Raw genomic sequence first — 26,141 nt, forward strand, 5'->3', positions numbered from 1 at the left:
GGCTTGCTCGCGAATAGCCGTTACACGGTCTCTAGGCAATCCACTTCTTGTCACCGGTAAAGCTGATGGTCAACCAGCGCGCCGCATCCGGCTCGCCGAGCTGCGCCGAAATCTCCTCACGCAACGCATCCAGTTGCCCCACGCTCTGCAGCCGGTAATCCGCCGGCAACACCACATGAATCTCGATGAACCGCGCCCGCCCGTGCTTCTGCACGTAGGTCACGTAATCGTCGAAACCATGCTCGACCTTTGCCGCCTCCATCACTTGGCGCACCTGATCATCCAGGGTGTCCGGGGCAATACCCAGTACATCGCGCAACGCCGGGCCGAGGATCTTGAACGCCGGCGGCAACATGGTCAGCGCCAGGACGATCAGGATCAGCGGGTCGACAAACTTCGCCCACTCGGCAAAGCCTTGGGCCTTGAGCAGCAACGCGGCGAGAAAACTGACCAACAGGCCGACCGAGAGCATCGCATCCACCAGCCAGCTGATGTTGTCGAACTGGATCAGGCTCGACTTGAGCTTGCGATTGCGCCGACGCACGTAGAAGAAGTAGGCGAACTCGACGACGGTGAACACTGCCGCATAAATGATCACCAGCCCCAGTTCGATCTCGCGGCCGCCGTTGATGATGCCGAACACACCGTTGAGAAAGGCATAGATAGCGATCAACAGCAGGAAGCTGCCTTCGATCAGCAGCACCATCGGCTCCAGATGCCAGAAACCGAACTGGAAGCGGTGATTGCTCTCTTTGGCGATCAGCCGGGCGGTGATCAGCATCAGCACTTTGATGAACGTTGCGATCAGCGAGAAAAAACCATCGAAAAGGATGGATTGGGAACCTGAAACAAAACCGGTAGCGATCCCGGCAATCGACACCGCGAACATCAGGATGGTCGATTGTTTGAGCAGTGACTGCTCACCTCGGTTACTCACGTAGCCTCCTCTAAAAACCTTTGAACCGCGGGGTGCGGTGGGGTTTGTCGGAGATGAGTTTACCTTATTGGCGGTTTTGCCCGATTTTGTGGCGAGGGAGCTTGCTCCCGCTGGGGTGCGGAGCGCCCCCCGCTCTTCAGTTCAAAAAAACGGGCCTGCTGCGCAGTCCAGCGGGAGCAAGCTCCCTCGCCACAGGGTCTTACGCCTTGTTACGCTCGATCGCAAACCCGGCCCAGGTCTGGCTCACCGGCATCAGCTCCAGACTGTTGATGTTGATGTGCGCCGGGGCATTCAGTACCCAGAAAATCGTTTCGGCGATGTCCTGCGGCTGGATCGGCTCGGCCCCGGCGTAGGTCGCGTTGTAGCGCTCCTGATCACCGGCAAAACGCACCAGCGAAAATTCGCTTTCGCACAGGCCTGGCTCGATGTTGCTGACGCGCACGCCAGTGCCCTGCAGGTCGCAGCGCAGGTTCAGCGAGAATTGCTTGACGAACGCCTTGGTCGCGCCATACACGTGGCTGCCCGGGTACGGGTAGTTTCCGGCGATGGAGCCGAGGTTGACGATACCGGCGCCACGGCCGTGGGCGATCAACCGTGGCAACAGCAGACGGGTGCTGTACATCAGGCCTTTGACGTTGGTATCGACCATGGTGTCCCAGTCGTCGAGGTCGCATTTGGGCGCCGGATCGACGCCCAGCGCCAGCCCGGCGTTGTTGATCAGGCCACGCAGCTTGGCGAACGACGGCGGCAGATTGGCAATTGCCTCTTCCATCGCCTTGCGGTCACGCACGTCGAGCACCAGGCCATGCACTTCGGTCTGCTTCGACAGTTCTGCGCACAGCGCATTGAGGCGTTCCTCACGACGACCGGTCAGCACCAGTTTCCAGCCTGCCTCGGCAAAACGACGGGCACAGGCTTCACCAAAACCGGACGTCGCGCCGGTAATAAACAGGGTGTTGGACATCGTGTTCTCCTTGCATCGACCGCCGTGCGGTCATTGGAATGGACAATCAGCAGGCAGCATGCCCGGCCCCGCTTTAACCGGCAACCACCGAATCCTGCTCATTAATTGATCAATGGCCGCCACGCCATATGCACCGTGGCCTGTAGCCATGTGCACGCATGTTATCCACAGCCCCTTCCACAGTTTCCGGGGGCAAGTGAAAAAGCGTAAAGCCGCGCCACACAAGGCTTTGCGGGCGAAATAGAAAGTTTTTTGCTTGACCCTGATCTGGCAGTTGTGCCGGTGATGGCATTCTGCACGACTGCACGGTCACAGCAGTGTTTGCGCGAGGCCAGTAATCACGGTGCTCCGCGCGGTCTTTCCAGAGTTTAATCACAGACTTATCCACAAGCTTGAGCACATGGAATTGCCGATTCTGCAGCGGCCATAAAAAGGTTGACAAAGGCGTCTATCGTTATCGCAAAAGCACCTGATCAAAAAACAATCACCACGCTGCAAGCCACGGTTCCAATGGCCTGCAGACAGCTACACCCACGTTATTCACAGCCAGCTCCACAGCAAACGGGGACAAGTCGAAACTGTGGAAAAACAGCCATTTGCAGCGTCTATATGTCGCGCTTTGGCAGGTGTGGGAATTTGTTTTCCACAATTCTGAAATCTGGCGCAGATCAACTGTGGGAGCGGGCTTGCTCGCGAAGAGGGTGTGTCAGATAACGCCGTGTTTGATGACACACCCTCTTCGCGAGCAAGCCCGCTCCCACAGGGGACTTGTGCTGGATTTGAGATGTAAAAAGCCCCGGGACTTTCGTCGCGGGGCTTGTGGACAACTCAAGCAGAATCAGTGCCCGCCCAGATAAGCGTTACGCACCTCCTCATTCACCAACAACTCTTTACCAGTGCCAGTCAGGCGAATCTCACCGTTGACCATCACATATGCCCGATCCGACAGCTTCAACGCATGGTTGGCGTTCTGCTCGACGAGGAAAATGGTCATGCCGGTTTTCGCCAGTTCCCGCAGGGTGGCGAAGATCTGTTTCACCACGATCGGCGCCAGGCCCAGGCTCGGTTCATCGAGCAACAACAGCTTCGGCCGGCTCATCAGCGCACGGGCGATGGCGAGCATTTGCTGCTCGCCGCCGGACATGGTCATCGCCCGCTGAGTGCGGCGTTCTTCGAGCCGTGGGAACAGCTCGAACATGCGCTGCATGTCCTCCTTGGCGTACTTGTCGCCAATCGGGATGGTGCCCATCAGCAGGTTCTCCTCGACGGTCATGTCGGGGAACACCCGCCGCCCTTCCGGCGACTGCGCGATGCCGTTGGAGGCGATGTAGTGCGAGGACTTGTGGGTGATGTCGACGCCCTGATAGAGGATCTGCCCGCCCGCCGCGCGCGGCTGGCCGAAGATCGACATCAGCAGCGTCGATTTACCCGCGCCGTTGGAACCGATCAGGCTGACGGTCTCGCCTTCGTTGATCTGCAGCGACACGCCTTTGAGGGCCTGGATCGGGCCGTAGAACACGTCCAGGTCTTTCAGTTCGAGGATCGGTTTGCTCATACCAGCTCCTCTTCGTCGGCGCCCAGGTAGGCGGCAATCACTTTTGGATCGTGGCGGATATCGTCGGGCCCGCCTTCGGCGATGACCACGCCGTGATCCAGCACCACGATGTGGTCGGAAATGCTCATGACCATGCCCATGTCGTGTTCGATCAGCACCACGGTCAGATCGTGCTCGTCGCGCAGCAGCCGGATCATCGCGCTCAGCGCTTCGGTTTCCTGAGGGTTGAGGCCGGCGGCCGGCTCGTCGAGGCAAATGATCTGCGGCCGCGTGCACATGGCCCGGGCGATCTCCAGACGGCGTTGCTGACCGTAGGACAGTTCACCGGCCAGACGGTTGGCGCAGTCCACCAGATCGACCACTTCCAGCCAGTAGAACGCGCAGTCCAGCGCATCGCTTTCGGCCTTGCGGTAGCCCTTGGTGTTGAGGATGCCGGCGAGCATGTTGCGGTTGACCCACATGTGCTGCGCCACCAACAGGTTTTCCAGCACCGACATTTCCTTGAACAGGCGAATGTTCTGGAACGTCCGGGCCAGGCCGGCGCGGTTCACCAGGTGCGTACCGCCGAACATCTTGTAGTACAGGCGACTGAGGAAGCTTTTCGGCGACACGAAGTCGGTCGGCTTGAACGATTCGCCCAGCAGCTGGATGACGTTGGTCTGCTTGCCGCGCACATTCAGTTCGATCTTGCCGCCGGAGGCTTTGTAGAAACCGGTCAGGCAGTTGAACACCGTGGTCTTGCCGGCGCCGTTGGGGCCGATCAGGGCGAAGATCGAGTTGCGTTTGACCTTGAGACTGACATCGCTCAAGGCCTTGATGCCACCGAAGTGCATCATCAGTTTTTCCACAGAGAGTACGACTTCACTCATGGCGCAGTCCTCTCATAGTGAATGGCACCTTTGCGTGGAGTGACCCCGGTACGGCTGATGCGGATCAGCCCGCGTGGTCGCCAGATCATCATCAACACCATCAGGATGCCGAACAGCAGCACGCGGTATTCGGCGAAGCCGCGCAGCAGTTCCGGGGCAACCGTCAGCACGAACGCTGCAATCACCACGCCGATGGTCGAGCCCATGCCGCCGAGCACGACGATGGCGAGGATCAGTGCCGATTCGAAGAAGGTGAACGAGGTCGGGTTGACGAAGCCCTGGTAGGTGGCGAAAAACACCCCGGCCAGGCCTGCAGTCGATGCACCGATGGTGAACGCCGAGAGCTTGACCAGTACGTGGTTCAGGCCCATCGAGCGGCAGGCGATTTCATCTTCGCGCAGGGCTTCCCAGGCGCGGCCCACCGGCATTTTCACCAGACGATGCTTGATGTACAGCACGGCCAGCACCACCAGGAACAACACCGCGTAGATGAAGTAATACTTCACGTCCGGGTTGTAGGCGATGCCGAAGAACTCATGGAACGGCACCCCGCCATCCTTGGCGCGTTTGCCGAATTCCAGACCGAAGAACGTCGGCAGTGGCGCCGGCATCCCGTTCGGACCGCCGGTCAGTGACAGCCAGTTGTTGAGGATCAGGCGGATGATTTCACCGAAGCCCAGGGTCACGATCGCCAGATAGTCGCCGTGCAGACGCAGCACCGGGAAACCGAGGATGCAGCCGGCCAGGCCTGCGGTGATCGCCGCCAGTGGCAGCACGGTCCAGAAGCCCAGCCCGAGGTATTGATAACCCAGCGCCAGACCGTAGGCGCCGATGGCGTAGAACGCCACGTAACCGAGGTCAAGCAGGCCGGCCAGACCGACCACGATGTTCAGCCCCAGCCCCAGCAGCACGTAGATCAACCCGAGGATGACCACGCCCAGCAGGTACGAGTTGGAGACAAACGGCACGATGACCGCGAGCACAATCAGCAGCGGGATGATCCAGCGCAGCGAGGATTTATGATCGGCAGGCAGTACGTGTACACCGGAACCGGTGCTCTCGAAGCCGTCGAGAATCTTCAGGCCCCTGGGCGTCTGCAGAAACAGACTCAAGGCAAAACGGCCGATCATCACGATGCCGATAAGCCACGCGACGCGGGTCGGCTCAAGATTGAAGCTGTAGCCTTCGAGCACGACGCCGACAATCGGGCCGAACACGATCAGGGCAATAAGGCCGGCAAGAATCGCCTCAACCAGACTTTTTTTGATATCGATGGATTTTTGGGTGGTTGAAGACATCGCTTACACCTTCGACACAAGAGGACGGCCCAACAGACCCTGAGGCCGGAAGACCAGAACAAGTACGAGCAGCGAGAAGCTGAACACGTCTTTGTAGTCGGAGTTGACCAGGCCCGAGAACAGCGACTCGGAGATCCCGAGAATGATCCCGCCGAGCATCGCGCCGGGCAGTGAGCCGATCCCGCCCAGCACGGCGGCGGTGAACGCCTTGATGCCGATGACGAAGCCTGCGTAGAAGTCGAACGTGCCGTAGTTCATGGTGATCAGCACGCCGGCCAGGGCCGCCATCGCTGCACCGATGATGAACACGTAGGAAATCACCCGGTCGGTGTTGATCCCGAGAATCGAAGCCATCTTGCGGTCTTGCTGGGTGGCGCGGCACATGCGGCCGAGCTTGGTGTACTTGATCACGTAGGTCAGCAGGCCCATGCCGACGAACGCGGCGACCAGAATGAACACCTTGGTGTAGGTGAGCTGGACGAAACCTGTGCCGACGTCGATGCGCCAGGCACCGGTGAGCAGCGTCGGAACACCCTGTTGGCGGGCGCCCTGGCTGATCTGGGCATAGTTTTGCAGGATCAGGGAGATGCCGATGGCACTGATCAGTGGTGCCAGTCGGGTGGAGTTGCGCAGAGGTTTGTAGGCGACGCGTTCGATTACCCAGCCATAGACGCCGGTGACGACGATGGTGAAGACCAGCGTGCCGAGCATCAACAGCGGGAAGGATTCGATACCGAAGTAAGCCAGCAGAGCCAGACTGATTGCCGCGAGGTAAGCGGAAATCATGTAAACCTCGCCGTGGGCGAAGTTGATCATGCCGATGATGCCGTAGACCATTGTGTAGCCGATGGCGATCAGGCCATAGACCGACCCGAGGGTCAGGCCGTTGACCAGTTGCTGCAGGAAAATACCATCCATAACGCAATCTCACGCAATGAGAACCTGCCCACCGGAGCGGGCGGTTCTTCTAGGAAAAATACAGATTTACGTCGGAGCAATGCAGACACGTTCCCCCCAACACCATCGCCTCCTGTGGGAGCGGGCTTGCTCGCGAATGCGGTGTATCAGCTACCGTTGATGGCGACTGACACCCCGCATTCGCGAGCAAGCCCGCTCCCACAGGGGTTCATGGTGTTCGGATGATCGCGTCAGCCCTTACTTCTGTTTTTCCAGCTGATGGTATTTGCCGCTCGCGTCCCACTGGTAAACCACGTAGTCGGACACTTTCAGGTCGCCTTTCTTGTCCCAGGACTTCTCGCCCATGACGGTTTTCACCGGGTTGGCCTTCAGCCACTCGGCGGCTTTTTCGCCACTGTTGGACTTGGCGCCATTGAAACCGGCCGCCAGGGCCTGAATCGAAGCGTAGGCGTACAGGGTGTAGCCTTCAGGCTCGGTCCCGGCCTTGCGGAACTGCTCGACCACGGCCTTGCTTTCCGGCAGCAGGCGCGGGTCGGCGCCGAAGGTCATCAGCACGCCGTCAACGTATTGCGGGCCGCCGGCGGTGGTCACCAGTTCGTCGGTAACAATGCCGTCGTCAGACATGAACTTCACGTCTTTCAGGCCTTCGGTGCGCAGTTGCTTGACCAGTGGGCCGGCTTCCGGGTGCAGACCGCCGAAGTACACGACGTCGGCGCCAGCGGCGCGGATCTTGGTGACCAGGGCGCTGAAGTCTTTCTCGCCGCGGGTCAGGCCTTCGTAAATCACCGGGGTCACGCCGCGCTTGATCAACTGAGCCTTGGTCGCATCGGCCAGACCTTGACCGTAGGTGTCCTTGTCGTGGATCACCGCGACTTTCTTGCCCTTGAGCACGTCGACGATGTAGTCGCCAGCGACAATGCCTTGCTGGTCGTCACGCCCGCACATACGGAACATCGCGCTCAAACCGCGCTCGGTCACCTGCGGGTTGGTGGAACCCGGGGTGATCGCGATAACGCCGGCTTCGTCGTAGATTTCCGAGGCTGGAATGGTGGAGGAAGAGCAGAAGTGACCGACCACGCCGGCAACTTTCTGGTTGACCAGGTCCTTGGCGACTGTCACCGCCTGCTTCGGTTCGCAGGCGTCATCGCCCTTGACCAGTACGATTTTCTCGCCGTTGACGCCGCCCGCCGCGTTGACCGCGTCCGCCGCTGCCTGTGCACCCTTCATGTACTGCTCGCCAAATGCCGCGTTGGCGCCAGTCATTGGACCCGCTACACCGATTTTCACATCAGCTTGAGCAAACGCAGAAACACCCAACGCAGTAGCCACTGCGAGGGCCAGAAAGCCTTTCTTGTAAAACGTCTGGGACATGAGGTGGTGCTCCAAGGTTTTTTTTAGTTGGCACTGCGACTTCACTTCACTGAATGCTCTGAGCAAGCGCCGTGCCATCGGTTTTTTATTCTTCAAAAAGTCGCTGCTTTCTTGTTATTTCGACTGTTTCGTTCCCATTTTCATTGGGCGTGCAACCGTCTAAACCGCGGAAGGTGAAACCTTTTTAAATCTGAGGCGCAACCCGCTTGCGCCATCATTGCAACCGCGGCACCAAACGACGTGCAACCAGCCTGTAACAGCTCGCGTCACCGAACTGCACACTGCTGGTGCGGGACTGCTACAACCCGCACCATTACAGGCTAGTCGCTACGCCGAAAAGCGCCGCGTCAAGCAACATATTTCAACACTCAAATCACGATGCGCAGGCACTGGCCCGCGTGATACAGCGAGAACCCGGCCTCGTACAGGCAACTGCGCAGGCCGACACCGGCCAGGGGCTGCATCGGTGCGAAGGGGATCGGCAGGGCTTGAGGATTGCCGTTACACAGGTAGTCGGCGAAGGCTTTGCCGACCACAGTGCCGGTGGTCACGCCACGGCCGTTGTAACCGGTGACGGCCACCAGTCCGGGTGCCGGCTCGAACAGCCGCATCAAATGATCGGGGGTGAAGGCGATGCGCCCGGTCCAGGTGCATTCCCATTCCACCGGTTTCAGGTTGGGGAAGTAGTGTTGCTGCACCCGGTCGGCCCAGGCTTTGAGGAACCACGTCGGTTTCTGATTGCCGTTGCCCAGGCTGCCGAGCAACAACCGGCCATCCTTGTCACGACGGATGCTGCTCAGCACCTGGCGCGTGTCCCACGAGCCCTGCCCGCCGGGGAGGATGTCATGGGCCGCGTCTTCGGTCAGCGGCACCGAAGCGACCTGATAGTAGTAACCGGGGAAGAAATTGCGCTTGAGTTCGGTCCAGTCGCCTTCAGTGTAGGCGTTGGAGGCGATCACCACTTGCTCGGCGAGCACCGATCCGTGCTCGGTCTGCACTGACCATTGCTGGCCCACGCGTTCGAGACGGGTAACCGGCGAGTGATCGAACATCTGTCCGCCCAGCCCCTTCACCGCGTTGGCCAGGCCGGTGACATAGGCCATCGGGTTGAGCGTGCCGGCACGCCGGTCGAGCAGTGCGGCGGCAATCTTCTGCGTACCGGTGGCTTGTTCGCAGGCCTTGCCGGTGAGCAGCTCGACCGGAGCGCCACGGCGCTTCCATTGTTGCTCGCGACTGCGCAGATCCGCTTCGCCCTTGGCGTTGTGCGCCATGTGCAGGGTGCCTTCGCGGCGCAACTGGCAATCGATGTTGTATTTATCCACAAGGCTGAACACCAGCGCCGGCGCCGCCCCGAGCATGCGGTTGAGCTGGCTGCCGACCGCTTCGCCGAATCCGGCTTCGATCTCGTCCGGCGGGATCCACATGCCGGCGTTGACCAGCCCGACGTTGCGTCCGGAGCCGCCATGCCCGGCGCGATGCGCCTCGAGCACACAGACGCTTTTGCCCTTCTCCAACAGATGCAGCGCCGCCGACAACCCGGTAAACCCGGCGCCGATCACGCAGACATCGACTTTGACCTCGCCCCGTAGCGCGGTGTTATCCGGGCGCTGAGGCGTGAGTTTTTCCCACAGACATTCTTCGCGTAACGGCATTGCCAGACTCCAACAGAAACCTGCCAAACACACTGCTGATCCTGTGGGATAAAGCCCTGTGGCGAGGGGATTTATCCCCGATCGGTTGCATAGCAACCGTAAAACCAGTGCATGCGGTGTATCTGAAACTCCGCGATTGCATGTTTTGGGGCCGCTGCGCAGCCCATCGGGGATAAATCCCCTCACCACAAAAGCCCGCTCCCACAGGGGATCTGCTTCATTCCAAACTCAGTCGAAGGTGATGCCCTGCGCCAGCGGCAACTCCAGCGAGTAGTTCACGGTGTTGGTCTGGCGGCGCATGTACGCACGCCAGGCGTCGGAGCCCGACTCACGACCGCCACCGGTCTCCTTCTCGCCACCAAACGCGCCGCCGATTTCCGCGCCGCTCGGGCCGATGTTGACGTTGGCGATGCCGCAGTCGCTGCCGACCGCCGACATGAATTCCTCGGCCTCGCGCACGTCGGTGGTGAAGATGCACGACGACAGGCCTTGCGGCACCGCATTGTTCAGGCGCAGCGCTTCCTGGAAGTCGCTGTAGCCGACCACGTAGAGGATCGGCGCGAAGGTTTCGCTGCAGACCACGTCGCTCTGCTCCGGCATTTCGACGATGGCCGGCGACACGTAGTAGGCGTTGGGGAATTGCTCTTCGAGCTGACGCTTGCCGCCGAACACCCGGCCACCCTCGCTCAGCGCCTGCTCCAGCGCGTCCTGCATGTTTTCGAAGCTGTGTTTGTCGATCAGCGGGCCGACCAGATTGCCTTCCAGCGGATGGCCGATGCGCACTTTGGCGTACGCGGCTTTGAGGCGGGTGACGATTTCTTCCTTCACCGACTCATGAGCAATCAGGCGACGCAGGGTGGTGCAACGCTGACCGGCGGTGCCGACCGCACTGAACAGAATGGCGCGCACGGCCATGTCCAGATCGGCGCTCGGGCCGAGGATCATCGCGTTGTTGCCGCCCAGTTCGAGGATGCTGCGGGCGAAACGCGCGGCGACTTTCGGCGCCACTTCGCGGCCCATGCGGGTGCTGCCGGTGGCGCTGATCAGCGCCACACGCGGGTCATCCACCAGCGCTTCGCCGGCATCACGGCCACCGATGATCACCTGGCACAGGTGCGCCGGCGCATCGGTGAAATTCTTCACCACACGCTCGAACAGTGCCTGGCAGGCCAGTGCGGTCAGCGGGGTTTTCTCCGACGGTTTCCACACCACCGGGTTGCCGCAGACCAGCGCCAGCGTGGTGTTCCACGCCCACACCGCGACCGGGAAGTTGAACGCACTGATCACGCCGACCACGCCCAGCGGATGCCAGGTTTCACGCATGTGGTGGCCCGGACGTTCGGAAGCGATGGTCAAGCCATACAACTGACGGGACAGACCGACGGCGAAATCGCAGATGTCGATCATCTCCTGCACTTCACCAAGGCCTTCCTGAGTAATCTTGCCCGCTTCCCACGACACCAGTTCGCCGAGATCAGCCTTGTACTCGCGCAGCACTTCGCCGAACTGACGCACCAGTTCGCCGCGGCGCGGCGCCGGCACCTTGCGCCATTGCTCGAAAGCATGATCTGCGCGACTGATGTGCTGCTCGACTTCGGCCGGGCCTTCCCAGTTCACGGCGGCGATGCGACTGCCGTCGATGGGCGAATGCACCGGCACTTTGCCGTTCTGGTACAGGGTCGGGTTCACACCAAGACGATCAAGCAATGCGGCAACCATGGGTCACTCCTCAAGCGAAAAACTGAATGTGTGCGGACGCATTGTCGCGACCGGGCAGGCCTTTAGTTGTAGCGTCAGTACGGCGAGGCAACAAACGACCTTTACGCGAGATATCATTCCGTTTATTCATGCTGCGCATAGAAAGACAAGAAAAAGGGATCACCCATGCTGAACAAACGCCACTTGCCGTCGATCACCGCGTTGCAGTGCTTCGAGGCCGTGACCCGGCACCTGAGCTTCACCCGTGCCGCTGAAGAGCTGAACCTGACCCAGAGCGCCGTCAGCAAACAGGTCGCGCAGCTTGAGGAATTGTTGCAGCACTTGTTGTTCCGCCGGGTGCGTCGGCGTTTGCAGATGACCCCGGCCGGGGATTTGTACCTGGTGGAAGTCCGAAAAATCCTCACCCAAGTGGAAATGTCCACGCATTACCTGCGTTCCTACGGCGGCGAGACCGAAGTCCTGCGCGTATCTACGCCTTCGACTTTCGGCGCACGCTGGCTGGTACCGCGCCTGAAAGGCTGGCGTCTGCGCCATCCGTCGATCCATCTCGATCTGTGCAACGAGCAGGAGGCCGACGATTTGCTGCAGGGACGCAGCGATCTGGCGTTCTATTTCGGTCAGGGCTCACGCCCCGGCACCGAGTGCCTGAAGCTGTTCGGCGAAGAGCTGGTGCCGGTCTGCGCACCCGGCAGCCTGCCGGATCAGCCCTTCACCGACCCGACGCAACTGACCGATCTGGTGCTGCTGCAAAATGCCTCGCGCCCACAGGCCTGGCATGACTGGTTCGACAGTCAGGGCTACCACACCGAACACAGCTACCACGGGCCGCGCTTCGAAACCTTTTACATGTGCATCCGCGCCGCTCAGGTCGGCTGCGGCGTCGCGCTGTTGCCACGGTTTCTGGTGGAAGAGGAATTGGCCGATGGCAAACTGGTCATTCCCTGGCAGCATGCAATGCCCAGTTCCGACGCTTACTACCTGGCCTACCCGGAACACGCGGCGGAAGTGCCGAAGGTGCGGGATTTTGTGAAGTGGATGCTGGAGCAGATTGATAGCCCGGACCTGACGCCGATATAGAGTTTTCAACAACCCTGTGGGAGCGGGCTTGCTCGCGAATGCGGTGGGCCAGTCAATTCAAATGTGACTGATGCACCGCATTCGCGAGCAAGCCCGCTCCCACAGGTGATCTCGGCGCTCTTAAAAAATGCTGGCAATCCCCACCGCTGATATGCGCCACTAGCGTCATTGATTGATCCCGCGCATCCGCGCGGTGCACCTGGAGACCCCGTTTATGAGCGAGAGTGTGTTTGCCGATCGCATCGTGCAGAACCTGCTCGACACCGACTTCTACAAATTGACGATGATGCAGGCGGTGCTGCACAACTACCCCAACGTCGAAGTCGAATGGGAGTTTCGTTGCCGTAACAGCGAGGATCTGCGCCCGTATCTGGCCGAGATTCGTTACCAGATCGAGCGCCTGGCCGAACTGAGTCTGAGTGCCGACCAGTTGAGCTTTCTCGAGCGCATCACCTTCCTGAAACCGGATTTCCTGCGCTTTCTCGGCCTGTTCCGTTTCAACCTGCGCTACCTGCACACCGGGATCGAGAACGGCGAGTTGTTCATCCGTCTGCGCGGTCCGTGGCTGCACGTGATTCTCTACGAAGTGCCGCTGCTGGCGATCGTCAGCGAAGTGCGCAACCGCTATCGCTACCGGGAAATCGAACTGGTGCAGGCGCGCGAACAGCTGTATCGCAAGTTCGACTGGCTGAGCGCCAACGCCTCGGCCGACGAACTGGCGCAATTGCAGGTCGCCGACTTCGGCACCCGCCGGCGCTTTTCGTACCGTGTGCAGGAAGAAGTGGTCAACGTGCTCAAGCACGATTTCCCCGGGCGCTTTGTCGGCACCAGCAACGTTCACCTGTCTCGCGAGCTGGACATGAAACCGCTGGGCACCATGGCCCATGAATGGATCATGGCCCACCAACAACTCGGCCCACGCTTGATCGACAGCCAGATCGCCGCCCTCGATTGCTGGGTGCGCGAATACCGTGGTTTGCTGGGGATTGCGCTCACCGATTGCATCACCACCGACGCGTTCCTCGGCGACTTCGATCTGTTTTTCGCCAAGCTCTTCGACGGTCTGCGCCACGATTCCGGGGATCCGGTGCAGTGGGGCGAAAAGTGCATCGCCCACTACCACAAGCTCGGCATCGACCCGATGAGCAAGACCCTGGTGTTCTCCGACAGCCTGACCCTGCCCAAGTCGCTGGAGATCTTCCGCGCGCTGCACGGGCGGATCAACGTCAGCTTTGGCATCGGCACCAACCTGACCTGTGACATTCCGGGTGTCGAACCGATGAGCATCGTGCTTAAAATGACCGCCTGCAACGGCCAGCCGGTGGCGAAGATCTCCGACGAGCCCGGCAAGACCCACTGCAAAGACCCGAATTTCGTCGCCTATTTGCGACATGTGTTCCAGGTTCCTGCCGATTCCAGTCTATCTAGCAAGGAGTGAATTCATGCAAGCCGTACAGCGTGAGATTGCTGAACAGCTCAAGGTACAACCGCCATTCGCCGGGCATCAGGCCCTCGAAGCGGAAGTCGCCCGGCGCATCACCTTTATCCAGGATTGCCTGGTCAATTCCGGCCTCAAGACCCTGGTGCTGGGCATCAGCGGCGGCGTCGACTCGCTGACCGCCGGCCTGCTGGCCCAGCGCGCCATGCGTGAGCTGCGCGAACGCACCGGCGACAACGCCTACAAGTTCATCGCCGTGCGCCTGCCGTACGAAACCCAGTTCGATGAGCACGACGCCCAGGCGTCGGTGGACTTCATCGCCCCGGACGAACGCCACACGGTGAACATCGGCCCGGCGGTGAAATCGCTGGCCAGTGAAGTCGCGGCGTTCGAAGGCAAGCACGCGGTGTCGGTGGATTTCGTGCTCGGCAACACCAAGGCGCGGATGCGCATGGTCGCCCAGTACACCATCGCCGGCGCGGCGCACGGTCTGGTGATCGGCACCGATCATGCGGCGGAAGCGGTGATGGGTTTCTTCACCAAGTTCGGTGACGGCGCCTGCGACCTGGCCCCGCTCAGCGGCCTGGTGAAAAACCAGGTTCGGGCGATTGCCCGCAGCTTCGGCGCACCGGAATCGCTGGTGGAAAAAGTGCCGACCGCGGATCTGGAAGACCTGTCGCCGGGCAAACCGGACGAAGCCTCCCACGGCGTGACCTACGCCGAGATCGACGCCTTCCTGCACGGCGAGCCGGTGCGTCAGGAAGCGTTCGACATCATCGTCAGCACCTACAACAAGACCCATCACAAGCGTGTGATGCCGTTCGCGCCTTGATCGGCGACTGAATGAAAAAGCCCGCTGAGGAGCGATCCTCAGCGGGCTTTTCTTTGGCCATTGCATTCATTGATGCGGATGGCCCTTCGCGAGCAGGCTCGCTCCCACATTGACGGCGCGAACCTGTGGGAGCGGGCTTGCTCGCGAAGAACGATAACGCGGTAAGCCTGCTTACTTCACAGCAATGGTGCCTTTCATCATCGAGTTGTGGCCCGGGAACGAGCAGAAGAAAGCATAATCATTGTTGGCTACCAGCTTCGAAACGTCGAAGGTCAGCGAATCTTTCTCGCCTGCACCAATGATCTTTGTGTGAGCGATGACACGCTCGTCGCCGTCTTTCAGGTAGTTCTTGTCGATGCCAGCACTCATGCCGTCAGTAGCGATACCGGCCATATCAGCCGCTTTGCTGATTACAACGTTATGACCCATGACGTTCTTCGGCAGGCTGCCAGAGTGGGTCAGTTCGACGGTGAAAGTCTTGCAGCTCTTGTCGATCACGATCGACTGGGTGTTGAAGGACATCTGGTCGGTGGAATCAACGGTGGTTTTGCACTCGGCAGCCATCAATTGGCTGCTGGCCAGCGCCAGCAGGGATACCGCAACAACTTTGGAAAACATGGTGAATCTCCAAGGCAGGGTTAACAAAAACACTAATGGTGGAAAGACTGCCTGAAATCTTCGCAAGTTCCTATGACTTGAGTCAAAAATTGTATACAACTTTCAGGCTATGACACTCATCGAAACAATCTACCGGCCAGAATCCATGGCCGGGCCTATGATCGGCGCATCTACTGAAACGGAGTGCCTGTCATGTTCTTTAACGGTCTGTTGTGCAGTTTGCTCGCCGCCTACGCCTGTGGCGCCAGCGGTACCTTTGAATCACCAGAACGCGAAGCTTAGTCCTTGGATCAAGGCGTGCCAGCCATTACCCTGTGACGGATTGACCCAGGAGGAAGGCATGTCTCTCAAATCCGTTTGTGTATTTTGCGGTGCCAACGCCGGCACTGATCCGGCTTACACCGAAGCCGCCCAAGCCCTTGGCCGGGCACTCGCCGAGCGCCAGCTGACGCTGGTTTACGGTGGGGGTGCCGTGGGCCTGATGGGCCTGGTGGCGGACGCCGCGCTGGCCGCTGGCGGCGAAGTGATCGGGATCATTCCGCAAAGCCTGATGGACAAGGAGATCGGTCACAAAAGCCTGACGCGCCTCGAAGTGGTCGATGGCATGCACGCGCGCAAGGCCCGCATGGCTGAACTGAGCGATGCGTTCATCGCGTTGCCCGGCGGCCTCGGCACGCTGGAAGAGCTGTTCGAAGTCTGGACCTGGGGCCAGCTCGGTTACCACGGCAAGCCGCTGGGGCTGCTTGAGGTGAACGGTTTTTACAGCAAACTCACCGCTTTTCTTGACCATATCGTCGGCGAAGGCTTCGTTCGCGCCCCACACCGTGACATGCTGCAAGTGAGCGAATCAGCACAAACGCTGCTCGACGCCCTGGATAACTGGAAGCCGACCGTCACGCCCAAGTGGGTCGACCAAAAACCCGGCTAACCGCCGGGCACCGATACAGGGCAGAATACGCGCCGCTCAACCTCACCTTCGACCCCAGAGGATCGCCCATGGCCAAACCCAATTACTCCTTCGCCAAACGTCAACGAGACCTGGAAAAGGAAAAGAAGAAAGAGGAAAAGCTTCAGCGCAAGAAACAGCAGGCTGAAGAAGCGGCACTGAACCCTGACGGTGAAGTGGCGACTGACAACGATGATGATGTTGTTGATGCACCGAAAGACCAGGCGCCTGACGCCTGAGCTGATTGCTGATTCGCTCCCAGAGGGAGCGATCTGTGGCGAGGGAGCTTGCTCCCGCTGGGTTGCGCAGCGACCCCAAATTGTTTTGCGACTGCTTCGCAGTCGAGCGGGAGCAAGCTCCCTCGCCACATTGGCTCCCCCCAGTGAAATTTCCTTACTCCAATGGCATCACCGTGACCCGCACTTCCGGATCATGCGAACCGCCCCCCAGAATCACCCCGCGCAACGGCGACACATCGGAAAAATCCCGGCCCCACGCCAGGGTGATGTGCTCCAGCGCCAGCTGCACGTTGTTGGTCGGATCGAAATCCACCCACCCCAGCACCGGACAAAATACTGACACCCAGGCATGCGACGCGTCGGCGCCGATCAGCCGTGGCTGCCCCGGTGGCGGCTGGGTCAGCAGATAACCACTGATGTAACGCGCCGCCAGCCCCCGTGAACGCACGCAGGCAAGCATCAGGTGGGCGAAGTCCTGACACACGCCGCGTCGGCGCTCCAGCACCTCGACCAGCGGCGTCGCCACTTGCGTCGCCTCGGCGTCGAAGGTGAATTCGCTGAAAATCTTCTGCATCAACGCCTGCACGCCCAGCAACAAGGGCCTGCCCGGTGGAAAACAGCTTTCGGAAAATTCGACGAAACTGCGTTTCAAATGCACGTAGGGTGACTGAAACCGATAGCGACAAGCCTCCAGCATTTCAGCAGACAACGGCAGGCTGCTGTAGGTCAGCGCGTTGCGCGTCTGCTCCCACGCCGGGGACAGATCGAAATCCGCCAGCGGCCGCGCCAGCACCTCAACCGTGAGCCGGGCGTTGACCTGCAATTCATCATGCGGGCGCTCAAAGGCCAGCCGGGTCAGTGGATTGCCGAACACATCCAATTCATCCCGCCGCGTGGTCGGCTCCGGGCTGATCAGCAATTGCTGCTCGGTGCAGCGCTGCCATGTGCACTCGCGCGGCCACAGGTGCGCCAATTGTTGTGCCAGGGAAACCGGGCTGTCGTAGTGGTAACAGGTGTCGTGAAAGATCTGGTAATGCGCGCTCATCAGACGGACACCGTACGCTGGCTGACATCATCGACATGGGCAAAGTGGCGCAGCGCCAGACGATCGGACACCTGACCGCTGGCCTCGGCAATCTCTTGCAGCAGATCCGCCAGACCATCGAGCGCGGCACGCACGCTGTTCTGCCCGAACAGCGGGTTTTCCAGACACCCCAGATCGAACCGCGCCAGACGCTCGACCAATTGCGGCAACCCGGTCTCGCGAGGCACACCGAAATCATCATTCAGGCGCTTGAGCGTGCGGGTCACCAGTTTCAACTGGAACAGCACCGCGTGCGGGTTCTGCTCATCCAGCAGCAACAGGTCGAGCACCGGAATCAACTGCGCCACCGCCAGATACCGCGAACGGTAGGTGATGCTGCTGTTGCCCAGTTCCAGCAGCCATTCCAGCCCCGCCTGATCGAACGCCCCGGCGCCGCGCAGAAATGCGGCCAGACTGCGGCTGAGAAACTGCAACCGTTCGATGCGCCGGCCGATCATCAGAAAGCGCCAGCCTTCGTCGCGGGTCATGTCGTCGAGCGCGAAACCCGAAAGCGCCGCCAGCGACATCACCAGCCGGTTGAGGAAATCCAGCAACTCGCCGAAGTCCGGCTCCTCGGTGTCCAGTTCCAGCGCCTCGCGTTGCAACTCGACCAAGGCCTGCCAGTTCTCCCGCGAGAGCTTGCCGCGCACCTGCGAGGCCGCCCACTGCAAGCGCTGCAGGTTGGAGCGCAGACTGAACGACCAATCCTCACCGAGCAGCGCCGCCAGCAGCCGCTCCGGCAACTCACCCTCCTCCGGCAGCAACATCAGCCGCTCACCCAGCTCCACGGCGGCCTGCAAGGCTTGCGGATCGTCGCCATCGACATAACGCGCGAGCATGATCCGCAGCAATCGCGCACTGTCGTCACAACGCTCGCAGTAACGGCCGAACCAGAACAGGTTCTCCACCACCCGCGAGGGCAGGTAAGGATCACGGCGCACCAGATCGTGCACGCCGACGTTGCGCTGGGTTTTCCATTGTTCGCCACTCGGCGCACGCTCGCCCAACACCCAGGTGTCCTTGCTCGCGCCACCGCGTTGCATCGACACCACCTCGGCATCGGCCTCGGCGGCGACCCGGGTCAGCCCACCGGGCAATACGCGATAGCCGTCACCACTGGCCACCGCGTACACGCGCATGCCGATCGCTCGCGGTTGCAGTTGGCCGTCTTCGGCCTGCCAGATCGGTGCCTGGGACAGCTGCGCCAACTCTTGCGCGACATAGGCGTATGGCCGCGCCTGCATGCGCTCGGCGAGTGCCTGGCGCTGTTGTTCACTCAGATCGCGGCCGAATACCGGCGCGAAGCTTTGCGAGGGGAATGCCGGTTTGATCAGCAGCTCCGGAAGCTTTTCCAACGCTTGCGCCAGCACCGGCGCCTCGCCGCACCACCAGGTGGCGATGGACGGCAGCAGCAGTTCTTCGCCGAACAGGTACTGATTGATCTTCGGTAAAAATCCGAGCAATCCCGGTGATTCCAGCACGCCGCTGCCCAAGGCGTTGGCCACCAGCACCCGGCCCTGACGCACCGCTTCCAGCAGGCCAGGCACACCAAGTGCCGAATCGGTGCGCAGCTCCAGCGGATCGCAGAAGTCATCGTCGAGCCGGCGCATGATCGCGTGCACCCGGCGCAGACCACTGAGGGTTTTCAGGTACACCGTGGCATCGCGCACGGTGAGGTCGCCGCCCTCCACCAACGGATAACCGAGCTGGCGTGCCAGATAAAGGTGTTCGAAGTAACTTTCGTTGAAGCGCCCTGGGGTGAGCAACACCACCAGCGGCGCGTCGTCGGCACACGGCGCCTGACGCGCGAGGGTTTCCTGCAGGGTGCGGAAGAAGCCGGCCAGGTGCTGCACTTTCAGATCGCGGTACAACTCGGGAAACGCCCGCGAAACGATGGTGCGGTTTTCCAGCGCATAACCCGCGCCCGACGGCGCCTGGGTACGATCCGCCGTGACCCACCAGCGTCCGTCCGGCGTGCGCGCCAGGTCCACGGCGAACAGATGCAGAAAGGCCTCTTCAGGCGGAGCAATGCCCTGACAGGGCCAGAGAAAATTGTTGTGGCCGAACACCAGCTCCGCCGGTAACAACCCTTCGCTGATCAGCCGCTGCGACCCGTACAGATCAGCCAGTACCGCGTTGAGCAGGCGTGCTCGCTGGGCAATCCCCGCCGACAGGTGCTGCCACTCATCAGCAGCGATCACGTGCGGCAGCAGGTCCAGCTCCCACGGGCGGTCGGCGCCCTTGGGATCGGCATAGACGTTGTAGGTCACGCCGTTTTCCTGAATCTGCCGGGCCAGCAGCGCCTGCCGCTGCACCAGTTGCGCCGGGGTGCTGCGCTGCAATTGATCGAACAGCCGCCGCCAGTGCGGGCGCACTTCCCCGCTGTCATTCAGCAGTTCGTGATAAGTGCCCGCGGTCAGCGGGTAGCGGTCTAGCAGGTCAGGCATGGAAAGCTCGGCAGACAGCAGGGAACGGTCAGACTAACGCAGGCACATGACGTGCGGATATACGAAAAATCCGCATGTCGTGCAGGACTTAGAAGCGTCGCAAATCGAGTGTCATCGGCAGCTCGTCGGAGATTGTCAGGTTAGGTATCGGAAGTTTCCCCGGCGTGTGTCCGATGCGGAAAAACCGCGCCATGCGCCGGCTCTCCGCTTCGTTGGCATTGACCGGCAAGGTCTCGTAATTGCGCCCGCCCGGGTGTGCAACGTGATACTGGCAACCGCCCAGCGAACGCTGCATCCAGGTATCGAGCAAATCGAACACCAGCGGCGCGTGCACCGGAATGGTCGGTTGCAGACAATTGGCCGGTTGCCAGGCCCGAAAGCGCACACCCGCGACGAACTCACCGATGCGCCCGGTCGGTTGCAGCGGCAGCGGAATACCGTTGCAGGTCAGTAGATAACGCTGCGGCGGCAGACCGCTGAGTTTGATCTGCAAACGCTCCAGCGACGAATCGACATAACGCACCGTACCGCCCGCCGTGCCCTCCTCGCCCAGCACATGCCAAGGCTCCAGCGCCTGACGCAGTTCCATCTCGATGCCACTGACCGCGTAATCGCCGACCTTGGGAAAACGGAACTGCAGATGCGCGGCGAACCACTCGGCGCGCAACGGATAACCGGCGTTGTTCAGTTCGACGATGACGTCGGCAAAATCCTGCTCGATAAAGTGCGGCAGCATGAAGCGGTCGTGCAGCTCGGTGCCCCAACGTGCGAGCTTCGGCGGCGCATACGGCTCGCGCCAGAAGCGTGCCACCAGTGCCCGCAACAGCAACTGCTGGGCAAGGCTCATGCGCGCGTGCGGCGGCATCTCGAAAGCGCGCAGCTCCAGCAGGCCGAGACGCCCGGTGGCGCCGTCCGGCGAATACAGTTTGTCGATGCAGAACTCGGCGCGATGGGTATTGCCGGTGACGTCGATCAGCAGATTGCGCAGCAGGCGATCCACCAGCCACGGTGCGCACGCTTCGCCCGGTTCTGGCATCTGCGCAAAGGCGATTTCCAGTTCGTACAAGGCGTCGTTGCGGGCTTCATCGACCCGCGGCGCCTGCGAGGTCGGGCCGATGAACAAGCCGGAAAACAGGTAGGACAGCGACGGGTGGTTGTGCCAGTAACTGATCAGACTGCGCAGCAGATCCGGGCGGCGCAGGAACGGAGAGTCCGCCGGGGTCGCGCCACCGAGGACGAAATGGTTGCCGCCGCCGGTGCCAGTGTGGCGGCCGTCGATCATGAATTTCTCGGTGGTCAGCCGCGTCTGTCGCGCCTCTTCATAAAGAAACTCGGTGCGCTCGACCAGTTCGTCCCAGGTCGCGGAAGGTTGCACGTTGACCTCGATCACGCCCGGATCCGGGGTGATGCGGAAATTGCTCAGGCGCGGATCGCTCGGCGGCTCGTAACCTTCCAGCAATACCGGGCAATGCAGCTCTTCGGCAGTGGCTTCGATGGCCGCCACCAGCTCCAGATAGTCCTCGACCCGCTCCAGCGGCGGCATGAATAGATACAGACGCCCTTCACGGGCCTCTGCACAGAATGCGGTGCGGGTCAGCCAGTCGGCGGACTCGTCGATCTTCGGCGCACGTTCGGCGGCCGCGGCGGGTTCGGCATGGCTGTTGAGCTGCGCGATATCCGGCAGCTCGGGGAAGTCCTGATTCGGATCGCTGGGATGAATGAACGGGTACTCCGCCGCCTTCACCCACGGCTGCGAGGCGAGCGGCAAGCGGTAACCCAGCGGTGAATCCCCCGGCACCAGTCGGCAATGCTCGTCGCGCAGATACCAGCGCCCGCTCTGCCATTGATCACCCTTGGCGGTACGCGCCAGCGGCAGCACCTGGCCGATCACTTTATCCAGGCCCTGAGCGAAAACCTTGCGCAGTCGCGCACGCTCCAGGGGCTCTTCCAGTCGCGAATCTTCAGCACTGACGTTGCTCGGCAATGCGCCCTCACGCCAGAGGTAATAGAAATGGTCTTCGTAGGCTGGAAACACGAAACGTGCCGGCAGTTTCAGGCGTTCGGCAACACTCGCCAGAAAACGCCCGGCCAGTTCGCCATCAGCGCCGTAATCCTGCTGCTCATCGGCGATCAGCGCGTTGTTGTGCCAAATCGGCACGCCGTCGCGGCGCCAATAGCAGTTGAGCGACCAGCGCGGCAATGGCTCGCCGGGATACCACTTGCCCTGACCGAAATGCACCAGACCTTTCGGCGCATAGTGCTGGCGCATGCGCTGGAACAGTTCGGCGGAGAGTCGGCGCTTGTCCGGGCCCAGTGCGGCGGTGTTCCATTCGGCACCGTCCGGATCGTCGATGGAGACGAAAGTCGGCTCGCCGCCCATGGTCAGGCGCACATCGCCTTCCAGCAGATCGGCATCGATCTGTCGGCCAAGCGCCTGGATCGCCAGCCACTGCTCATCGGTATAGGGCTTGGTCACCCGTGGCGCTTCCCAGATCCGCTCCACCGACATCTCGTGGCTGAACTGGCACTCGCACGGCTCGACCAGGCCACTGATCGGCGACGCCGAGGACGGATCGGGGCTGCAGGCCAGCGGGATATGCCCTTCACCGGCGAACAGCCCGGACGTGGCATCCAGACCAATCCAGCCAGCGCCGGGCAAGTACACCTCGCACCACGCGTGCAGATCAGTGAAGTCCACTTCGGTACCGGACGGGCCGTCGAGGCTCTTCAGGTCAGCGGTCAGTTGAATCAGATAACCGGAGACGAACCGCGCGGCCAGCCCGAGGTTGCGCAGCAACTGCACCAGCAGCCACGCCGAGTCGCGACAGGAGCCGGACGCATGTTCGAGGGTGTGTTCCGGGGTTTGCACGCCCGGTTCCATGCGGATCAGGTAGCGGATGTCTTCGCTGAGACGCTGGTTGAGCATCACCAGGAAATCCACGGCGGGCTGCGGCGTGCGGTCGATCCCGTCCAGATAGGCTTTGAAGGCGGGCGTCAGCGGCAGGGTTTCGAGGTACGGCGCCAGCTCCTTGCGCTCATCGGCCGCGTAGGTGAAGGGGATTTTATCGGCGTAGGGTTCGAGGAAGAAGTCGAACGGGTTGAACACCGCCATCTCGGCCAGCAGGTCGACTTCGATGCGCAACTCGTCGGTTTTCTCGGGGAACACCAGACGCGCGAGGTAGTTGCCCTGCGGGTCTTGCTGCCAGTTGATGAAATGCTGCTCGGGCGAGACCTTCAGCGCATACGAGAGGATTCGCGTGCGGCTGTGGGCGGCCGGGCGCAGGCGTACGATCTGCGGGCCGAGTTCGACAGCGCGGTCGTAGCGGTAATGCGTGACGTGATGCAATGCGACATGAATCGACACGGCGTGCCTCCTGCGAGCCTAAGCGTATTCGAAAGCGCGCAAGACTTATGCCATGCAGAGGCTTGGGCGCTTTCCCGGAATGCTCAGGGCAGTACAGCACCAAAATCGGGCGATGCGGGGAAATGGATTGAGGAAGTTGCGCCGAAATGTGGCGGCAGTGGTAGATGCGGCGCCTGAGATGACGCCTTCGCGAGCAAGCCCGCTCCCACAGGAGACCGCATTCCAACTGTGGGAGCGGGCTTGCTCGCGAAGGGGGCCAGTCGATTCAGCGCACTTCCTGAGCCCTGAAATGCAAAACGCCAACCCGAAGGTTGGCGTTCCGTTGAAACAAAAAGCGACTTAGCGCGGAACGACGGGCTTGCGCGCCGGCTTCGGCCCCTTGCCTTTGGCCGCTTCCTTGCGTTCCTTGGCCGCCTGCTGGTTGCGGGCGAACGCCGCAGCCTTGGCCTGTTCACGCTTGTCCCAAGGATTGCCACCGTCGCTGGCACGCGGCGGCAGGCCGGTGTGCTGGGTGAGAATCTTGGTGGTCTTCTCTTTCGCGACCTTGTGGCTGCCGGCCGGCGTCGAGTTCTTGCGACGGGCGCTCTGGTAGCTGTCGGTAGCCGGTTGATGCAGCGGAATCAACTGATCCTTGCCCGGACCGATCAGATCACCACGGCCCATGCGGATCAGCGCTTCACGCAGCATCGGCCAGCCTTTCGGGTCGTGATAACGCAAGAACGCCTTGTGCAGACGACGCTGCTCTTCGCTCTTGACGATGGTCACACCGTCGCTCTTGTAGGTGACCTTGCGCAGCGGGTTCTTGCCCGAGTGGTACATCGCGGTGGCGGTGGCCATCGGCGACGGGTAGAACGCCTGCACCTGGTCGGCACGGAAGCCGTTGCCCTTGAGCCACAGCGCCAGGTTCATCATGTCTTCGTCGGTAGTGCCCGGGTGCGCGGCGATGAAGTACGGGATCAGGTACTGCTCTTTGCCTGCTTCCTTGGTGTACTTCTCGAACATGCGCTTGAACTTGTCATAGCTGCCAATGCCCGGTTTCATCATCTGGTTGAGCGGACCTTCCTCGGTGTGTTCCGGGGCGATCTTCAGGTAGCCACCGACGTGGTGGGTCACCAGCTCTTTGACGTACTCCGGCGACTCGACCGCGAGGTCGTAACGCAGGCCGGAGGCGATCAGGATCTTCTTCACACCCGGCAAGGCACGGGCACTGCGGTACAGCTGAATCAGCGACGAGTGGTCGGTGTTCAGGTTCGGGCAGATGCCCGGGAACACGCAGGACGGCTTGCGGCACGCGGACTCGATTTCCGGGCTCTTGCAGGCGATGCGGTACATGTTCGCGGTCGGGCCGCCGAGGTCGGAGATGACGCCAGTGAAGCCCGGGACCTTGTCGCGGATCTCTTCGATTTCGCGAATGATCGACTCTTCGGAACGGTTCTGGATGATCCGGCCTTCGTGCTCGGTGATCGAGCAGAAGGTGCAACCGCCGAAGCAGCCGCGCATGATGTTCACCGAGAAACGGATCATGTCGTAGGCCGGGATCTTCTCCTTGCCGTACGCCGGGTGCGGAACCCGGGCGTAAGGCATGCCGAACACGTAGTCCATTTCTTCAGTGGTCATCGGAATCGGTGGCGGGTTGAACCAGACGTCGACCTCGCCATGCTTCTGCACCAGCGCGCGGGCGTTACCCGGGTTGGTTTCCAGGTGCAGCACGCGGTTGGCGTGGGCGTACAGGACCGGGTCGTTACGCACCTTTTCCATCGACGGCAGGCGGATCACGGTCTTGTCGCGGGTCATGCGCGGGCTGGCCAGAATCTGTACGACCTTGGCTTCTTCGGGATCATCCACCGGCCCCTTCTCTTGCTCGATGGCGCAAGCCTGGGTGTCCTGGGTGTTGACGTACGGGTTGATGATCTTGTCGACCTTGCCCGGACGGTCGATGCGCGTGGAGTCGACTTCGTACCAGCCCTGCGGCGTGTCACGACGGATGAACGCGGTGCCGCGCACATCGGTGATGTCTTCGATCTTGTGCCCGTAGGACAGACGCTGGGCCACTTCAACAATGGCGCGCTCGGCGTTGCCGTACAGCAGAATGTCGGCGCTGGCGTCGATCAGGATCGAGTTGCGTACACGATCCTGCCAGTAGTCGTAGTGGGCGATGCGGCGCAGCGAAGCTTCGATGCCGCCGAGGACGATCGGCACGTGCTTGTAGGCTTCCTTGCAGCGCTGGCTGTAGACCAGACTCGCACGATCCGGACGTTTGCCCGCCATGCCACCCGGGGTGTAGGCGTCGTCGGAACGGATTTTCTTGTCCGCGGTGTAGCGGTTGATCATCGAGTCCATGTTGCCGGCCGCGACGCCGAAGAACAGGTTCGGCTCGCCGAGCTTCATGAAGTCGTCTTTGGACTGCCAGTTCGGCTGGGCAATGATCCCGACGCGGAAGCCCTGGGACTCCAGCAGCCGGCCGATGATCGCCATGCCGAAAGACGGGTGGTCGACGTAGGCATCACCGGTGACGATGATGATGTCGCAGGAATCCCAGCCGAGCTGATCCATCTCCTCCCTGCTCATCGGCAGGAATGGCGCTGGCCCGAAACATTCGGCCCAGTACTTCGGATAGTCAAATAACGGCTTGGCTGCTTGCATGTCGATAACCGGTGTTGGCTTTCATTGAATTTCGCGGGCGCGGAATATAGCACAAATTTTGACCAATTCCGACGGCTGTGGTCGGAAATTGTGCTTTACCTGTGGCGAGGGAGCTTGCTCCCGATCGGCTGCGCAGCAGTCGAATTTTGAGGGCTGCTGCGCAACCCGGC

Annotated in this window: 19 protein-coding genes; 5 read left to right on the forward strand and 14 right to left on the reverse strand. The window is 61.2% G+C overall.

The window, feature by feature from the left end:
- Nucleotides 1–31: 31 nt before the first annotated feature.
- The 9 genes from JFU48_RS04260 to amaB all read right to left on the reverse strand — a co-directional run bounded on the left by JFU48_RS04260 (nt 32) and on the right by amaB (nt 11,283).
- Nucleotides 32–937, reverse strand: coding sequence for a cation diffusion facilitator family transporter (locus tag JFU48_RS04260; RefSeq protein ID WP_201135933.1), 906 nt, complete (start codon nt 935–937; stop codon nt 32–34).
- Nucleotides 938–1,136: 199 nt separating this feature from the next.
- Nucleotides 1,137–1,901: an SDR family oxidoreductase gene (locus JFU48_RS04265; protein WP_003221168.1), complete on the reverse strand. Its 765-nt coding sequence runs from the start codon at nt 1,899–1,901 to the stop codon at nt 1,137–1,139.
- Between the two features lie 838 nt (nt 1,902–2,739).
- Nucleotides 2,740–3,456, reverse strand: coding sequence for an ABC transporter ATP-binding protein (locus JFU48_RS04270; protein ID WP_047600666.1), 717 nt, complete (start codon nt 3,454–3,456; stop codon nt 2,740–2,742).
- A complete protein-coding gene (locus JFU48_RS04275; RefSeq protein ID WP_003221164.1) occupies nt 3,453–4,325 on the reverse strand; it encodes an ABC transporter ATP-binding protein in 873 nt (290 codons plus the stop codon). The genes JFU48_RS04270 and JFU48_RS04275 overlap by 4 nt, the downstream gene beginning before the upstream one ends.
- Nucleotides 4,322–5,623 carry a high-affinity branched-chain amino acid ABC transporter permease LivM gene (gene livM, locus JFU48_RS04280; protein ID WP_003221162.1) on the reverse strand — a complete coding sequence of 434 codons (1,302 nt, stop codon included), beginning with the start codon at nt 5,621–5,623 and terminating at the stop codon, nt 4,322–4,324. Before livM ends, JFU48_RS04275 begins: the two co-directional genes overlap by 4 nt.
- A gap of 3 nt (nt 5,624–5,626) precedes the next feature.
- Nucleotides 5,627–6,541: an ABC transporter permease subunit gene (locus JFU48_RS04285; protein WP_003221160.1), complete on the reverse strand. Its 915-nt coding sequence runs from the start codon at nt 6,539–6,541 to the stop codon at nt 5,627–5,629.
- 237 nt (nt 6,542–6,778) lie between these two features.
- Nucleotides 6,779–7,912 (reverse strand): branched-chain amino acid ABC transporter substrate-binding protein, encoded by a 1,134-nt coding sequence (locus tag JFU48_RS04290; protein WP_003221158.1) that lies wholly within the window; start codon nt 7,910–7,912, stop codon nt 6,779–6,781.
- Nucleotides 7,913–8,280: 368 nt separating this feature from the next.
- Nucleotides 8,281–9,564, reverse strand: a complete 1,284-nt coding sequence (gene amaA / locus JFU48_RS04295) for an L-pipecolate oxidase (protein ID WP_103485075.1) — start codon at nt 9,562–9,564, stop codon at nt 8,281–8,283.
- Nucleotides 9,565–9,792: 228 nt separating this feature from the next.
- Nucleotides 9,793–11,283, reverse strand: coding sequence for an L-piperidine-6-carboxylate dehydrogenase (gene amaB, locus JFU48_RS04300; RefSeq protein ID WP_201135934.1), 1,491 nt, complete (start codon nt 11,281–11,283; stop codon nt 9,793–9,795).
- 165 nt (nt 11,284–11,448) lie between these two features.
- Here amaB and JFU48_RS04305 point away from each other — a divergent pair, with 165 nt between their 5' ends.
- The 3 genes from JFU48_RS04305 (at nt 11,449) to nadE (ending at nt 14,630) form a co-directional block, all read left to right on the forward strand.
- Nucleotides 11,449–12,360: a LysR family transcriptional regulator gene (locus JFU48_RS04305; protein ID WP_098966954.1), complete on the forward strand. Its 912-nt coding sequence runs from the start codon at nt 11,449–11,451 to the stop codon at nt 12,358–12,360.
- A 214-nt stretch (nt 12,361–12,574) separates the two neighbouring features.
- Complete coding sequence (pncB, locus tag JFU48_RS04310; protein ID WP_003221154.1) at nt 12,575–13,798, forward strand: nicotinate phosphoribosyltransferase; 1,224 nt, start codon at nt 12,575–12,577, stop codon at nt 13,796–13,798.
- 4 nt (nt 13,799–13,802) lie between these two features.
- Entirely contained in the window at nt 13,803–14,630 is an 828-nt protein-coding gene (nadE, locus tag JFU48_RS04315) for an ammonia-dependent NAD(+) synthetase (RefSeq protein ID WP_201135935.1), read from the forward strand.
- A gap of 171 nt (nt 14,631–14,801) precedes the next feature.
- Here the strand turns inward: nadE and azu are convergent, their stop codons facing one another.
- Nucleotides 14,802–15,248 carry an azurin gene (gene azu / locus JFU48_RS04320; protein ID WP_003221151.1) on the reverse strand — a complete coding sequence of 149 codons (447 nt, stop codon included), beginning with the start codon at nt 15,246–15,248 and terminating at the stop codon, nt 14,802–14,804.
- A 340-nt stretch (nt 15,249–15,588) separates the two neighbouring features.
- Between azu and JFU48_RS04325 the strand changes: the two genes are divergently transcribed.
- Together JFU48_RS04325 and JFU48_RS04330 are read left to right on the forward strand one after the other, a co-directional pair.
- Nucleotides 15,589–16,176: an LOG family protein gene (locus JFU48_RS04325; RefSeq protein ID WP_003221147.1), complete on the forward strand. Its 588-nt coding sequence runs from the start codon at nt 15,589–15,591 to the stop codon at nt 16,174–16,176.
- A gap of 68 nt (nt 16,177–16,244) precedes the next feature.
- Nucleotides 16,245–16,433 (forward strand): hypothetical protein, encoded by a 189-nt coding sequence (locus JFU48_RS04330; protein WP_003221145.1) that lies wholly within the window; start codon nt 16,245–16,247, stop codon nt 16,431–16,433.
- Between the two features lie 154 nt (nt 16,434–16,587).
- On the opposite strand, the gene JFU48_RS04335 is transcribed toward JFU48_RS04330, so the two are convergent.
- The 4 genes from JFU48_RS04335 to JFU48_RS04350 form a co-directional block, all read right to left on the reverse strand.
- Nucleotides 16,588–17,478, reverse strand: coding sequence for a transglutaminase family protein (locus JFU48_RS04335; RefSeq protein WP_201135936.1), 891 nt, complete (start codon nt 17,476–17,478; stop codon nt 16,588–16,590).
- A complete protein-coding gene (locus JFU48_RS04340) occupies nt 17,478–19,964 on the reverse strand; it encodes a circularly permuted type 2 ATP-grasp protein (RefSeq protein ID WP_201135937.1) in 2,487 nt (828 codons plus the stop codon). The genes JFU48_RS04335 and JFU48_RS04340 overlap by 1 nt, the downstream gene beginning before the upstream one ends.
- Before the next feature lie 88 nt (nt 19,965–20,052).
- Entirely contained in the window at nt 20,053–23,328 is a 3,276-nt protein-coding gene (locus tag JFU48_RS04345; protein ID WP_201135938.1) for a transglutaminase family protein, read from the reverse strand.
- A 339-nt stretch (nt 23,329–23,667) separates the two neighbouring features.
- Entirely contained in the window at nt 23,668–25,971 is a 2,304-nt protein-coding gene (locus JFU48_RS04350) for a YgiQ family radical SAM protein (RefSeq protein ID WP_003221140.1), read from the reverse strand.
- Between the last annotated feature and the right edge of the window lie 170 nt (nt 25,972–26,141).

The organism is Pseudomonas sp. TH49 (assembly GCF_016650625.1).
Classification (GTDB): domain Bacteria; phylum Pseudomonadota; class Gammaproteobacteria; order Pseudomonadales; family Pseudomonadaceae; genus Aquipseudomonas; species Aquipseudomonas fluorescens_H.

Coding starts and splice junctions, on each gene's coding strand:
- JFU48_RS04350 (WP_003221140.1), bottom strand. CDS start 25,971: ATGCAAGCAGCCAAGCCGTTATTTGACTATCCGAAGTACTGGGCCGAA.
- livM (WP_003221162.1), bottom strand. CDS start 5,623: ATGTCTTCAACCACCCAAAAATCCATCGATATCAAAAAAAGTCTGGTT.
- amaA (WP_103485075.1), bottom strand. CDS start 9,564: ATGCCGTTACGCGAAGAATGTCTGTGGGAAAAACTCACGCCTCAGCGC.
- JFU48_RS04325 (WP_003221147.1), top strand. CDS start 15,589: ATGTCTCTCAAATCCGTTTGTGTATTTTGCGGTGCCAACGCCGGCACT.
- JFU48_RS04275 (WP_003221164.1), bottom strand. CDS start 4,325: ATGAGTGAAGTCGTACTCTCTGTGGAAAAACTGATGATGCACTTCGGT.
- JFU48_RS04340 (WP_201135937.1), bottom strand. CDS start 19,964: ATGCCTGACCTGCTAGACCGCTACCCGCTGACCGCGGGCACTTATCAC.
- nadE (WP_201135935.1), top strand. CDS start 13,803: ATGCAAGCCGTACAGCGTGAGATTGCTGAACAGCTCAAGGTACAACCG.
- JFU48_RS04270 (WP_047600666.1), bottom strand. CDS start 3,456: ATGAGCAAACCGATCCTCGAACTGAAAGACCTGGACGTGTTCTACGGC.
- JFU48_RS04335 (WP_201135936.1), bottom strand. CDS start 17,478: ATGAGCGCGCATTACCAGATCTTTCACGACACCTGTTACCACTACGAC.
- JFU48_RS04285 (WP_003221160.1), bottom strand. CDS start 6,541: ATGGATGGTATTTTCCTGCAGCAACTGGTCAACGGCCTGACCCTCGGG.
- JFU48_RS04265 (WP_003221168.1), bottom strand. CDS start 1,901: ATGTCCAACACCCTGTTTATTACCGGCGCGACGTCCGGTTTTGGTGAA.
- azu (WP_003221151.1), bottom strand. CDS start 15,248: ATGTTTTCCAAAGTTGTTGCGGTATCCCTGCTGGCGCTGGCCAGCAGC.
- JFU48_RS04330 (WP_003221145.1), top strand. CDS start 16,245: ATGGCCAAACCCAATTACTCCTTCGCCAAACGTCAACGAGACCTGGAA.
- amaB (WP_201135934.1), bottom strand. CDS start 11,283: ATGGTTGCCGCATTGCTTGATCGTCTTGGTGTGAACCCGACCCTGTAC.
- pncB (WP_003221154.1), top strand. CDS start 12,575: ATGAGCGAGAGTGTGTTTGCCGATCGCATCGTGCAGAACCTGCTCGAC.
- JFU48_RS04290 (WP_003221158.1), bottom strand. CDS start 7,912: ATGTCCCAGACGTTTTACAAGAAAGGCTTTCTGGCCCTCGCAGTGGCT.
- JFU48_RS04305 (WP_098966954.1), top strand. CDS start 11,449: ATGCTGAACAAACGCCACTTGCCGTCGATCACCGCGTTGCAGTGCTTC.